A 13,169-nucleotide genomic window follows, 5' to 3' on the forward strand; every position below is an offset into this window, starting at 1 on the left:
TTCTACCCATGTTAACAGATATTATCAGTAAAAATCTTGAAGTAATTTTTGTCGGAATTAATCCCGGTTTAAAATCGGCAATCGATGGACATCATTTTTCAGGGAAAAGCAACCGTTTTTGGAAAGTTCTTCATTCGGCAGGTTTTACGCCACACCAGATCGAACCTGAAAATGATACCAGTATTCTGGAATTCGGATATGGTTTGACGACCGCTGTAGCCAGAGCAACTTCGCGCGCAGACGAACTTTCAAAAGAAGAATTTAACGATTCTCTTGAGTTTTTTAAAACTAAAATGAAAAAATTCCAGCCAAAATATATTGCATTTTTAGGAAAAGTGGCGTACAAAACGTTTTCAGGGAAAAAGCAGATTTCCTGGGGATTGCAGTCTGAAGATTTTTGTGGTGCAAAAGTTTGGGTTTCTCCCTAATCCAAGTGGTCTGAATCGTGGGTTTTCACTTGATAACCTCATTACTTCTTATGGCGAATTATATATTGAACTTCATCGTCAGGAAAAAGGATTTCTTTTATTTTGATCTAAAAATTATTGGGCTTGCTTACATATTTGTTCCCTTTTACAAAAAACCGCCACGGCAAAAGTGCATGTTCCTGAGCATACGCTATTCCTACTCTCGGTACTTCGGCAATTTCATCCGGTGAATATCTGATCTGATGATCTTCAATCCAGATTTCTTCTCCCGTTAAATCTTTTTTGTTGAAAGCCCCATCAATTCCCAAAGCCTTTGACAAAGAACCCGGACCTGATGAAATGGCAGATTTGGTGAAAGGCATATTTCTTCTGAGCTCCATTATTTCTTTGCCAATAAATGGTTCAACAGCTCTTATCAAAATACCATGCGGTTCGTTTTCCAAGGAAGTCACGATATTGAAAAGGTGATGAATACCATAACATAAATATACGTAGCTTAAACCTCCTTGACTGTATAGCGTTTCTGTTCTGTTGGTACGTTTTCCGCCATACGCATGAGACGCTTTGTCGATCTCACCAAAATAAGCTTCCGTTTCGACAATGATTCCCGCTGTGATTTCTCCGTCTATATCCGTAAAAAGGACTTTCCCCAAAAGATCTTTAGCCAGAAAAAGGACATCCTGATTAAGGTAATATGATAATGGAAGTTTCAAATGGAGTTGTTTTTTATTAATTATTTTTAAATAATTTCTTGGGTATTATTCGTAAATTAATCTTTAATATTCAGCAAATAGCTCATCCTTATAACACCAAAGCCAACGTTCTCCAGGTTCGGCTGAAATAGCAACAAAATGTTCCTTTTCATGGGCATGTTTGGTCATATGCTGATTGGGTGATGAATCGCAGCAAAGTGTTTCTCCACAGGTTTGACAAGTACGAAGATGTACCCATTGACTGCTTGTTTTCATGCATTCTGAACATTCGTGTTTTAAAGGAAGCTTTAATTCTTTAATAGCTTCCAAATGTTCACATATTGTATTTTCTTCTGTCATATTTAGTTTAAAAAATGATGATTATTTTAGTTTTCTGCAAGGTATTTATGCACGAAAGAAATCGCCATAGAACCTTCACCCACCGCTGAAGCAACACGGTTCATCGCACCGGAACGAACGTCTCCTGCTGCAAAAATCCCCGGAAGGCTTGTTTCCAGAAGAAACGGATCTCTATTCAGTTTCCATTGTTTTGTAAATTCCGGATATCCTGTAAGATCTCTTCCGGTTTCTATAAAGCCTTTCTGATCTCTTTGTACCGCTGCACCAAGCCAGTCTGTGAAAGGTTTTGCTCCAATAAAAATATATAATGCAGCGGCATCTCCAACCGTTGTTTTACCCGTCGGTACATGCTCAATAATAAGGTTTTCTAAATGGGTATCGCCTTTCGCTTCAGTGATTTCAGTATCAGTAAGAACTTCAATATTGGGTAAATCGGCAATTTGCTGAATAAGATAAGACGACATGGTGTAAGACAAACTGTCTTTGCGTATTACTATATAAACTTTATCCGCAAATTTTGAAAGATACACCGCCGATTGTCCGGCAGAATTTCCGCCACCTACGATGTACACGCTTTTATTTTTGCATGCTGAAGCTTCAGTAATCGCTGCTCCGTAATAAATTCCGGCACCGGTAAAATCTTCAATTCCTTTTTTATCAAGTTTTCTGTAATCGACTCCGGTTGTGATGATGATCGAGCGGCAGTTAATTTCCTGTCCGTCACCTAATGTCAATATTTTATAATTTTCAACTTCTTTAATATCAACTACTTCTTTCGGTGACAAAAATTCTGCTCCTAAACGACGAGCCTGACTTATCGCACGTCGCGTCAAATCTGCCCCCGTTAATCCTGATGGAAAACCAAGATAATTTTCAATTCTCGAACTTGTTCCCGCTTGTCCGCCGGGAGCTTTTCTTTCCACAACCAATGTTCTTAATCCTTCTGAAGCGCCATAAACAGCTGCAGCCAATCCTGCTGGTCCGGCTCCAATAATTACCACATCATATATTTCAGCAGTAATTTCGGGATTTGTTCCTATATTTTCAGCCAGTGTAGCAACATCGGGCTGTTTGAGGATAGAACCATCATCAAGAAATACAACAGGTAGGTTTTCTTTTGCTAATTTATTAAGATCCAAAAGATTTTGAGCTTCGGGATTTTTCTCTACATCAAGCCATAAATAAGGAATAAGATTTGCCGCGAGATAATCTTTTATATTGTGCGAAAATGGTGAATATTGATAGCCGATAACTCGCAATCCTTTAAAATCAGGCTTATAATTACTTTGCCAATCCGTCAGTAAATCATCAATGACTGGGTAAAGTTTTTCTTCCGCGGGATCCCAAGGTTTCATTAAATAATAATCCAATTGAACTTTATTAATGGCATTAATAGCGGCTTCCGTATCGGAGTAAGCGGTAAGTAAAATTCGTTTGGCTTCCGGATATATTTTTATCGCTTCTTCCAAAAACTCCACGCCTTCCATTTCCGGCATACGCTGATCGCAGATAAACATTGCTATTGCGCGTGCTTCATTTTTAAGTTCAGTAATTCTTTCGAGAGCTTCCTTTGCAGAAGTTGTACTGATAATTTTATATTGACTGCTATATTTTACTTTAAGATCTCTTGCGATGGCGTTTAATACCTGTTGATCGTCATCTATTGAGAAAATAATTGGTTTTTCCATGGTTTTTTGTTTTTAAATATTATCGGAAATAGTAGAGCTATTAATAGGAATGCATATGATAAAGGTCGTATTACCGGGTTTTGATTCTACTTTTACAGAACCTTTATGTTTCAGGATAATCCTCTGAACCGTTTCAAGTCCCATTCCCGTCCCTTTACCGACTTCTTTAGTTGTGAAAAAAGGATCGAAAATTTTAGATCTGATATTTTCAGGAATTCCGGGTCCGTCGTCATTAATTGTTACTTTTATAAATTCGCGATCTCTTTCTGTGGTAATAATAATCTTTCCTTTTTTATTGATTTCCATGCTGTCGAGCGCATTATCGATAAGATTCGTCCAAACCTGATTAAGCTGTCCTGTATAAGCCATAACTCGTGGAAGGGTTTCATCATATCTTTCATCCAGTTCTACATTGCCTTTGCGGAATTTGTGTCCAAGAATACTCAGCGTATTTCGAATCCCATCATGAATATTGGATGCCATTTTTTCTGATCCGCGATCCATGTGCGTATAAATTTTGATAGATTTTATCAGCTCGGCAATCCTTCCTGAAGAGACCTGAATATCCTGTATCATTTTTTCGGTCACCAAAACATTGAGAAGCCAATTAAAAATCGGTGATCTTGCATGTTCAGGAATCAAATTTTCAAATGTTTTCAGGTTCTCGAAAGTGAAATTAAATTCAACAAAAGTCTCAGCTATTTCTTCTGCGTTACTTACGTTTCGCTCATCAAGCCAATCGGTAATCGCATCTTCTTTTTTAGATTTTTCTTTAAGACTTAAAATCGGTCTATCCGTTTCAGCTAAAATTTTCATTAATTCTTCACTTACTCCATCTACCTGAGAAGCTTCTAAATGTAAGGAAGTGAGTTCTTTAAAAGCGGCAGGCTCTAGACGCAAATGTTGCCGAAGCGAAAGAGAATCACTCACCAAGGCAGCGGCAGGATTATTAATTTCATGAGCAAGACCTGCAGCCAATTTCCCTAAAGCCGCCATTTTATCATTTTGCTGCTGAAGAGCCGTAAACTCACGAATCCTGTTGTTCATGATATGTACCAATGCCTGAGTAAGCTCAAACTGATCCCGAATCATACTGTTGATTTCATCGGTATTAAAAGACATTATCTTTACAGAACCAATTGCCTGAATGTTTACACCTGCAATGATCCCCCGCGAATAAGGAAGATACCCAAAAATACTTCCTTTGGAAAGCACGGAAATTTCCCGGTTCTCATTGCCTTGTTTAATGAAAAGAGAAACGCGACCTTCAAGAATAAAATTGGGACCGTCTATTTTACTCCCTTCTTCACTAATAAACTGTCCATCAGCAAAATCTATAATTTTGCTATGCTCTTCCAGCCATTCCAACTGTTCTTTGGGTACAGCAATTAATGCATCAAATTCTTGTAAAAGCTCTGTGTTTTGTCCCATATTTATCCTTTTGTTTTAAATACCGACTTGAGTGTTATATTAATTATTATAATAGATGTTTAACGTAATGTTATTAATCATAAAGATAAGAATATTAATAAGAATAAATAGATACAATACATTAACAAAAGCTAATATATTTATTGCCTGAGATCTTATAATTACAATACCAAACCGTCATAGTTGAAAAGTTCTATTTTTATAAGATTTAACAGCATATATAAAAGAAACAAATAAAAAATCGCACTATAAATAGGGCGATTTGTATTGCAAATATACAGTTTTCAAAACACTTTTTAGAATGAATATTTTACCTTTAACGAGGCATAAATTTCTCTATAGATTCCTTCGTAACAGGGGTAAAAAAGTTGACCAAATTACCATCCGGATCTCGGAATAATAACGATTTATTTCCCCACGGCATTGTGGTCGGTTTTTGCACCAAATAAGGAAGCAATACATCTTTTAATCGATCAAATTCCTTTTCTACATCGTCAACTAAAAATTCTATAATCGCCGTATGGTTTTCTCCGGCTCGTGCGATACTTTCGTCACCAAAAAACTGTAATGTTTTGGTACTTCCGATCGCAATTGTTGCAGTGGGTGTTTTCAGTTCGGCAAAATCCGGTGTGTATTGTATGGCAGAGATTCCGGTTATTTGCTCGTAGAATTTTACCAGATTGTCTATATTGTCAGTAATAATACGTATTGAGACTAAATTCATTTTTATAAAAATTTTAATTATTCTACAAAAATAAAACAGTCTTATGACAACAGTTTGTCAGTAGAAGTTAAAATTTACAGATATCTATTTCAATAGTATTTGTAAATTTTGAAATTATCATTTAACAACCGACTTAGTTGCGATTTTTGCTGAGTGAAACGCCTTTGCGAACGAAAAATATTTTCAAGTTTAATTAAAAAATTTTGCGAACATAGCGTTTAAAATATAAAATTTTCACACCCCGAACTTAAGTTTAACGGATTAAAAATCAGAGTTCAGTACTTTTAATAATTCGGTTTGCTGCATCACTTCATTTTTACTGTTGATAAGGTTATAATTGGCTTGAAGCCAGTTGTTTCGTACCACAAAAAATGTGTAGGCATCCATTAATCCTTCTTTGTATTTCTCTTCAGATTTTTGAAATGATAATTTTTGATTCTCAAAATTCGATTGCAGCAAGGTATATTTTTCTTCAGAATTCTGAAATTGCGCTTTGATGGAATTAATGCTTTGCGTAAGATTATTCACCACAATTTCTTTCTCATAATTGTAATTAATAACATTGAGTTTTGCAATCTCCACATTATTTTTCACCTGCAACTTATTAAATATTGGAACGGAAAGTCCGAAAGTAACCTGCTGATTTTTATTCCGTTTGAACTGATCTGAAAAATTATCCGCCGATTCACCCAACGTTTTGCTGTAAAAACTCGACCAGTTATAAGAACCGTTAAGAGTAGGTAAATAAGCAGATCTTGCAATATTAATATTCTTTTCGGCAGCTTTTATTTCCGTGATAACGCTTTTGTAGGCTGGGTTTTTCTCAATCAGGTTTTTTACAAAATCCGGATCGTTGAAGTTTGAATCCAAAAGATCTTCATCATTCATTTTAAAATCCAAAGAATCGGTTGTAATCGCCAATGCATTTAGTAAATTTATTTTAGAAAGATCGCGGGAATTCTTTGCAGAAACCCATTGTTCCTGCAACGTTCCAAGATTGGCTTTGATGTCATACACATCGCTTTTGGGGCGGTTTCCGATTTCCACTTCTTTCTCGGTACGTTTAATTTGATCTTCTATTCCTGAAATCTGGGTTTCCAAAACATCCAGCCAGCTTTTGCTGTTCTGATAACTGAAAAACATCTGAATGACACTCATTTTCACCTCATTTTGCGCCTGTTTCATTTTGAAAGTTGAACTTTCTTTATTGATTTTCGACAAAGAAATATTGAGATAATTTCGCCAATTCATCAGTTCCCAATTCGCTTGCGCATACACATTATCATTTTGTGTATTGAGTGCTTCTCTCTGATTATTTTGGGTGTTGATTCCTAATCCAAAACCATAATTGTGGCTTATTCCCGCTTCAACTGACGGAAGCAACATCCCTTTTGCGGCAGAAATCTGACGGTCATTTTTCTGAATAGTAACGACAGATTGCTTTACCAGCGGATGATTTGCAGATGCATAAACCAAGCATTGTTTCAGCGTCCAAGTTTGCTGAGCCGGAAAAAGATTAATGATTAATATAAAAAAGAGTTTTTTCATAATTGGTTGTTGGTTGATAGTTGTTGGTTGTCAGAAAATCTATCAACAATTAACCGACAACCATCAACAATTTTTTACTCGTATTTCAGATATTTTACAAGATTCACTTTTGTGGCTTGATACGCTTTGATGCTCACGACAGCAAAAGTTAATAAAAGTAATACCACAAGACTTAGAATGAACGGTAAAACCGGCATATCGATCCTGTAAGCGAAGTCTTTAAGCCACTCATTCATCAGATAATAACTGATCGGAATGCTGATAAGAACGGCGATCAAAGTGATCCAAAGGAATTGCTTCGTCAAGCCGATAATTAAAGTTCCGTCTGATGCTCCCAATGTTTTTCTGATGGCAACATCTTTTAATTTTTGTTCAATCATTAATGACGACAAAGCGAATAATCCTAATAAAGCGACCATCAAAACCATTGCATTCAGGATGGTGAAAAGTGTTTGCTGCTTCTGATATTTCTCGAAAGTTTTTGCAAATTTCTGATCCAGAAAATAATAATCTATCGGATACCCTTGTTCTACATTGCTTTGCCAATACGTTTTAATTCTTTTTACCGTTCCGTCGATATCATCCGATTTTATTTTCAACTGAATATTATAGACATTCGATCTCTTCCACTCGGTTTCTTTGTAATGGAAAAACGCAATCGGCTCTATTTCTGTTCTAAGATTTCTGAAGTTAAAATCTTTTACAATTCCTACAATATTATATTGCTTATCATCAAATCCCGGACGAACTTTATTTTTTAAAGCTTCATCATCTTTCCAACCGAATTTTCTTACAAAAGCCTCATTTACTATAAGATTATTAACGGTATCTGATGCAAGATTCGAATCCAGCCAACGACCTTTTTTCAGTTTTACATTGATAAATTTGAGGTAATTATAATCCATAGATCCGTGTTGCGCCTGAATACTTTTATTCATATAATCGACATTCGAACTGCTAGATCTGCCATTTCCGGGAACCAGTTCTCCATAAGAAATTTCGGCAATACCTTCTATTTTACTCATTTCTGTTCTTAGCCTTTCATATTTCAGCCAGGGTTTCGGGTTACTTTCACTGAAGTTAATCATCATAATCTGTTTCCCGCTGTAACCAAGGTCTTTATCCATCATATATTTCACCTGTTGATTCACGATTAATCCACCGATAATAAAGAATGAAGAGATGATTAATTGTAAAGTTAAAATTCCGTTTCTCAGCCAAACACCGTGTCTGCTTCTGGCGAAATTTCCTTTTAAAGTTTCTATTGCCTTAAAGTTTGACAGATACATTGCAGGAATTAGTCCCGAAATTAATGTTACCATAATCACCATTACAAAAGAGTAAAAGTAAATATGCCAGTCATTCATTTTCATTTCTTTGTCATAAAACTTGTTGAAGCTTGGTAAAAGAAGCTCTGCTAAAGCCAATGACAGCAAATATGAAGCAATACAAATCACAAAAGTTTCCAACAAAAACTGAAGAACAAGATTGGTTTTTGTACTGCCAATTGCTTTTCTTACCCCGATTTCTTTTGCACGTTGAGAAGCCTGAGCCGTTTTTAGATTAATAAAATTAATCGCCGACAAAATCACAATTAAAACAGAAAGTGTGAAAAGAATCATTAATGTTTTGAAATCAGGATTTCCAAACCAAGATGCTTTTGCGTGGAGTTTTATTTCATCAAGTGGCGTCAGTACACTATCAGTCGGACCGTATAAATCAAGATATTGCTGAACTGTCATTCCCGAAGAATCTTTATCCAGACTCGCACGATATTCGAAAATATCTTTGATGAATTTTTGCTGTACAACGGCAGGATCTGTTCCTTTTTTCAACATAAAAAGACATCCGTAATTGAAATTTCCCCAATTCTTTTCGTCGTTTTTAAACTGTTCTGCAGGAGGAGTAATTATAAACTCTGGCTTAATCTGGCTGTTTTCTTTTGGCAATTCATAAACCGCAGTTACAACATAATTTTTATTATCAAATTTCACACTTTCTCCCGCAACATTAGTTTTCTCAAAAAGATTTTTGGCTGCAGTAGTAGAAAGTGCAATGACACCCTCTCCTTTTAAAGCATTTTTAAAGCTTCCGGAAACCAATTTGAAGGGAAAGAAATTGAAAAAATTATCTGAAGAGGTCATTCCATCTTTCTGAAAAACCGTTTTATCTTTTGTTGTCATCTTCAGACCTATTCCCGAACCATTGAACAAAACGTAATCTTCAACTCCCGGAATCACTTCTTTTGCGCGCTTTGCCATCGGAATAGAAATATTATTTCCGTATGAATTTTCTGGTTTATGGTACGTTTGGAAATAAAATATATTGTCCTTTTTTGGGTTCCATTTTTCGAAGGATTCTTCATCATTCCAATGCATCAGGATGAGCATAAATCCAGTCAAACCCACCGTTAATCCAAACAGATTAATGATTGTTGAAAGCCAGTTTCTTTTTATAATTGATGAAAGCGATTCTAAGCCAGTTTTGTAACATAATTGTTGATTTTGGGTTGATTGTTGTTAGTTGATTGTTGTTAGTTTTGAGAATGCCCATCAACTAACAACCGACAACCATCAACTAAATTTTTATTCAAAGTTTTTTGCGTCTGCTTTTTCGAAAACATCTTTTCTTTGGGAAGAATGCTCTTCTGAGAAAATCTCGCCGTCTTTCATATTCACGATTTTGGAAGCGTAACCTGCATCATAAGACGAGTGCGTTACCATTGCAATTGTAGAACCTTCCCTATGCAATTCTGCGAGAAGATTCATCACTTCGTTTCCGTTGGAGCTGTCCAGATTTCCGGTTGGCTCATCGGCAAGAATCAGTTTTGGTTTTGTCACCAAAGCTCTTGCAACGGCTGCTCTTTGCTGTTGACCACCCGAAAGTTGCTGTGGATAATGTTTTGCTCTGTGCGCGATGTTGATTTTATCCATAATTTCCTCGACACGTTTTTTTCTTTCGGAAGAAGAAACTCCGTTGTAGATCAAAGGCAATTCGATATTTTCAAAAACCGTCAGTTCATCAATCAGATTAAAGTTCTGGAAAATGAACCCTATATTTTTCTTTCTGATTTCAGATTTTTTCTTTTCAGAAGTTCCTATTGTTTCAGTCGTTTCAAACTGATAAGAACCAGAAGAAGCGCTGTCCAAAAGTCCAAGAATATTAAGGAAAGTTGATTTTCCGCAACCTGAAGGTCCCATTATCGCTACAAATTCGCCTTCTTTTATACTCAAGCTTACGTTGTTGAGCGCATTGGTTTGAACATCTTCCGTTTTATAGACTTTTGAAAGGTTTTGAATATTTATCATTTTAATTTAGGTTTAAAGTTCTATGTTTTGGTTTCAATATTAAGTTTAAGATTTTAAGTCTCTCATCTATCCGTCTATTGTCTCACATCTAAAATCTCATATTTTTTTAGTTCAGAATAATCTGATGTAATCACCATTTCGCCCGGTTTCAATCCGGAAACCACTTCGTAATAAAGCGGATTTTCTTTTCCCAAACTGATGTTTCGTTTTTCGGCTTTGTTATTTTTCATTACAAAGATCCATTTTCCGTTCGTGTCTTTATAGAAATTTCCTTTCGGAATCATCATGCTTTGCGTGTCGGCAGATAATTTCAGTTTCACTCCGAAAGTCATCCCAATTTTTAGGTTTTCAGGTTTTACATCGATGAAAGTCAGCTCCACAGAAAACTGTCCGTCTTTTACTTCGGGAAGTATTTTCGTAATAATGACTTCAAATTGTTTTGCATTGCTTTCCAGACTTCCTTTTATTCCGTTTTGGAGCTTATTGATGTAATACTCATCCACTTTTGCAACCAGTTTATAACCGTCCATTAAATCGATTTTCCCAATGCTTTCACCACTTGTCAAGTTTTGACCAAGTGAAATATTAAATGATGATAATCTTCCGGAAACCGGCGACATAATCAGGAAATTATTTTTATTGGATCTCAAAATTTCTAAACTTTTTTCCATTTGACTGATGGAATTATTGATTGCCGCAAACTGAGAATTTCTGGAAGCTTTTTCACTGGAAGCGCCTTTTTCTACAATTCCTTTTCTTTGTTTCTGATAATTCAGATTTTGTAAAGCAACATCATAATCAGTTTTCTTTCCGATTTCTGCATCGTACAATCTTTTTTGAAGGTTGAAAGATTGTAAAGCCGTGTTGTAATCGTTTTGAGATTGTAATAATTCTTTATCCTGAGCAAATTCCTGATTCTTCAATTCTAAAAGCGAACTTCTCATTTGGCTTATCTGCTGCATAATTCCCGTTTCCTGATTCAGATAATTAAATTCCGTATTCGGGTTGTAAACTCTCGCGATCGGCTCACCTTTCGTCAACATTTGTCCGTCTTCTGCAAAAATTTCTTTTACCGCACCGCCTTCTAAAACATTTACGAGAGAAGAATTAAGAGATTGCGTTTGCGCGGTCACCATCAACATATCTTCAAATTTTCCTTTTGTAACGACATCCGTCTGAATATCTTCCAATTTCACATTGTACGTTTTTTTCTGATTTAAAAAATACCATCCAAAAACTGAAACTGCCAAAGCAGAAACAACGATAATCGATATTAATTTTAGTTTAGAATTCTTTTTTACTATTTTCGTATCCATATTTAAGATAACTTATTTGCTTACAGATAATTACACAATACAAATGCCAGAGATTTATAACTTTGTAACTCTCTGAAAATGTGGTTAAATATAATTTTATTAATTTTAAGACTGTTCATTATCGGACACTTTTTGTGCGAAAACGGACATTTTGATTGGTTTTTAGTTGTTAGTGTTTGGTGTTTGGTGTTTGGTTATTATAAAAATTAAATTCGGACAACTAACCGCTAAACACTAACAACTAAAAACCATACACCTAATAAAAAAAATGCGAAAAAAAGAAGCACATATTTTAATTGTTGATGATGACGAGGATATTTTATTTTCGGCAAGAGTCTGGCTCAAAAAGTTTTTCACCGAGGTAAGCTGTCTCAGTGAGCCGAAGAATATTTTAAAATTTTTAGCAGAACAGCAAATTGATGCCGTTTTGCTGGATATGAATTTCCGGAAAGGTTTTGAAAACGGACAAGACGGATTGTATTGGATGCAGGAAATGAAAACGCTGGAACCTCAACTTCCAATCATTTTGATGACAGCTTACGGTGAAGTGGAAACTTGCTGTTGAAGCTTTGAAAAATGGCGCATCCGATTTTATTCTGAAACCCTGGAATAACGAAAAATTATATGCTTCGGTGAATCTTGCCGTGGATATTTCCCGAAAAAACAAAAAACTGAATCAGTGGGAAAATGTAAGTATCAAAACCAATCAGTACAAGCTGGAAACGCAGTCTGCTGCAATGCAGGAAGTGATGGATCAAATAAAAAAAGTAGCTGCAACAGACGCTAATGTTTTACTTTTAGGAGAAAACGGAACCGGAAAATATGTTCTCGCAGAATATATTCACGAATTATCCGAAAGGAAAAATCAGCCTTTTGTACACATCGATTTGGGAAGTCTTTCCGAAAATCTTTTTGAAGCTGAATTATTCGGGTATAAAAAAGGAGCTTTTACTGATGCCAATCAGGATTATTCCGGGAAGATAGAAAATGCTCAGAATGGAACGGTTTTTCTTGATGAAATCGGAAATTTACCGCTTCATTTGCAAACCAAATTATTGACTCTCATTCAAAACAGAAAATTAACGAGAATTGGAGAAAATAAAGAACGAAATTTGGACGTCAGATTTATTTTTGCAACCAACGAAAATCTAAAAAAAGCAGTCTCGGAAAATCGTTTCCGGAAAGATCTTTATTACAGGATCAATACTGTTGAACTGCAGATTCCAAGCTTGAGAAACCGATTGGAAGACATTCCGACTTTAGCCAATTATTTCCTGGAAAAGTACAAACAGAAATATCATAAAATAGATCTCGATCTAAACGAAACTTTAATTGAAGAATTAATAAATTACTCGTGGCCGGGAAACATCCGCGAACTCGATCATTGCATAGAAAGAAGCCTAATTCTTTCCAATGAAAAAAAACTGAAATTGCTGATGCCACAAGACGAAGAATCTGAAAAGCCAATCATCAACCTGAATATCGAGGAAATGGAGGAAATTCTCATCAAAAAAGCATTGAAAAAACATCGTGGAAATATTTCTCTCGCGGCGGAAGATTTGGGATTATCTCGTGCAGCATTGTATAGAAGAATGGATAAATTTGAATTGTGATTCGGTTGTTAGTTGATTGTTGTCAGTTGATAGATTTTAAACAAGCTGCACTTCGACAAGC

General features: G+C 35.7%; 10 protein-coding genes and 1 pseudogene. 2 read left to right on the forward strand and 9 right to left on the reverse strand.

Going from position 1 to position 13,169, the window contains the following annotated elements:
* Nucleotides 1–8: 8 nt before the first annotated feature.
* A complete protein-coding gene (locus J3D55_RS15160; RefSeq protein WP_259132337.1) occupies nt 9–428 on the forward strand; it encodes a mismatch-specific DNA-glycosylase in 420 nt (139 codons plus the stop codon).
* Between the two features lie 107 nt (nt 429–535).
* Here the strand turns inward: J3D55_RS15160 and J3D55_RS15165 are convergent, their stop codons facing one another.
* From J3D55_RS15165 to J3D55_RS15205, 9 genes are all read right to left on the reverse strand, one after another.
* Nucleotides 536–1,141 (reverse strand): DNA-3-methyladenine glycosylase, encoded by a 606-nt coding sequence (locus tag J3D55_RS15165; RefSeq protein ID WP_259132338.1) that lies wholly within the window; start codon nt 1,139–1,141, stop codon nt 536–538.
* Between the two features lie 63 nt (nt 1,142–1,204).
* Nucleotides 1,205–1,480, reverse strand: a complete 276-nt coding sequence (locus J3D55_RS15170) for a UBP-type zinc finger domain-containing protein (protein ID WP_259132339.1) — start codon at nt 1,478–1,480, stop codon at nt 1,205–1,207.
* A 26-nt stretch (nt 1,481–1,506) separates the two neighbouring features.
* A complete protein-coding gene (locus J3D55_RS15175; protein ID WP_259132340.1) occupies nt 1,507–3,168 on the reverse strand; it encodes an FAD-dependent oxidoreductase in 1,662 nt (553 codons plus the stop codon).
* Nucleotides 3,169–3,180: 12 nt separating this feature from the next.
* Entirely contained in the window at nt 3,181–4,599 is a 1,419-nt protein-coding gene (locus J3D55_RS15180) for a sensor histidine kinase (protein WP_259132341.1), read from the reverse strand.
* A gap of 316 nt (nt 4,600–4,915) precedes the next feature.
* Nucleotides 4,916–5,323 carry a VOC family protein gene (locus J3D55_RS15185; protein ID WP_259132342.1) on the reverse strand — a complete coding sequence of 136 codons (408 nt, stop codon included), beginning with the start codon at nt 5,321–5,323 and terminating at the stop codon, nt 4,916–4,918.
* A gap of 261 nt (nt 5,324–5,584) precedes the next feature.
* A complete protein-coding gene (locus J3D55_RS15190; RefSeq protein ID WP_259132343.1) occupies nt 5,585–6,871 on the reverse strand; it encodes a TolC family protein in 1,287 nt (428 codons plus the stop codon).
* Between the two features lie 74 nt (nt 6,872–6,945).
* Nucleotides 6,946–9,261 carry an ABC transporter permease gene (locus J3D55_RS15195; protein WP_259132344.1) on the reverse strand — a complete coding sequence of 772 codons (2,316 nt, stop codon included), beginning with the start codon at nt 9,259–9,261 and terminating at the stop codon, nt 6,946–6,948.
* Nucleotides 9,262–9,456: 195 nt separating this feature from the next.
* On the reverse strand, nt 9,457–10,179 hold the full coding sequence (locus J3D55_RS15200; RefSeq protein ID WP_259132345.1) for an ABC transporter ATP-binding protein: 723 nt from the start codon (nt 10,177–10,179) through the stop codon (nt 9,457–9,459).
* A gap of 74 nt (nt 10,180–10,253) precedes the next feature.
* Nucleotides 10,254–11,495 carry an efflux RND transporter periplasmic adaptor subunit gene (locus tag J3D55_RS15205; protein WP_259132346.1) on the reverse strand — a complete coding sequence of 414 codons (1,242 nt, stop codon included), beginning with the start codon at nt 11,493–11,495 and terminating at the stop codon, nt 10,254–10,256.
* Nucleotides 11,496–11,763: 268 nt separating this feature from the next.
* Here J3D55_RS15205 and J3D55_RS15210 point away from each other — a divergent pair.
* Nucleotides 11,764–13,108, forward strand: a pseudogene (locus J3D55_RS15210) (sigma-54-dependent transcriptional regulator).
* Nucleotides 13,109–13,169 lie beyond the last annotated feature (61 nt).

It is taken from the genome of Chryseobacterium ginsenosidimutans (assembly GCF_024807225.1).
Classification (GTDB): domain Bacteria; phylum Bacteroidota; class Bacteroidia; order Flavobacteriales; family Weeksellaceae; genus Chryseobacterium; species Chryseobacterium ginsenosidimutans.

Bases quoted from the DNA above. Each gene is read 5' to 3' on its own strand.
- J3D55_RS15185 (WP_259132342.1), bottom strand. From the start codon at position 5,323: ATGAATTTAGTCTCAATACGTATTATTACTGACAATATAGACAATCTG.
- J3D55_RS15175 (WP_259132340.1), bottom strand. From the start codon at position 3,168: ATGGAAAAACCAATTATTTTCTCAATAGATGACGATCAACAGGTATTA.
- J3D55_RS15195 (WP_259132344.1), bottom strand. From the start codon at position 9,261: ATGCTCATCCTGATGCATTGGAATGATGAAGAATCCTTCGAAAAATGG.
- J3D55_RS15170 (WP_259132339.1), bottom strand. From the start codon at position 1,480: ATGACAGAAGAAAATACAATATGTGAACATTTGGAAGCTATTAAAGAA.
- J3D55_RS15160 (WP_259132337.1), top strand. From the start codon at position 9: ATGTTAACAGATATTATCAGTAAAAATCTTGAAGTAATTTTTGTCGGA.
- J3D55_RS15190 (WP_259132343.1), bottom strand. From the start codon at position 6,871: ATGAAAAAACTCTTTTTTATATTAATCATTAATCTTTTTCCGGCTCAG.
- J3D55_RS15200 (WP_259132345.1), bottom strand. From the start codon at position 10,179: ATGATAAATATTCAAAACCTTTCAAAAGTCTATAAAACGGAAGATGTT.
- J3D55_RS15180 (WP_259132341.1), bottom strand. From the start codon at position 4,599: ATGGGACAAAACACAGAGCTTTTACAAGAATTTGATGCATTAATTGCT.
- J3D55_RS15205 (WP_259132346.1), bottom strand. From the start codon at position 11,495: ATGGATACGAAAATAGTAAAAAAGAATTCTAAACTAAAATTAATATCG.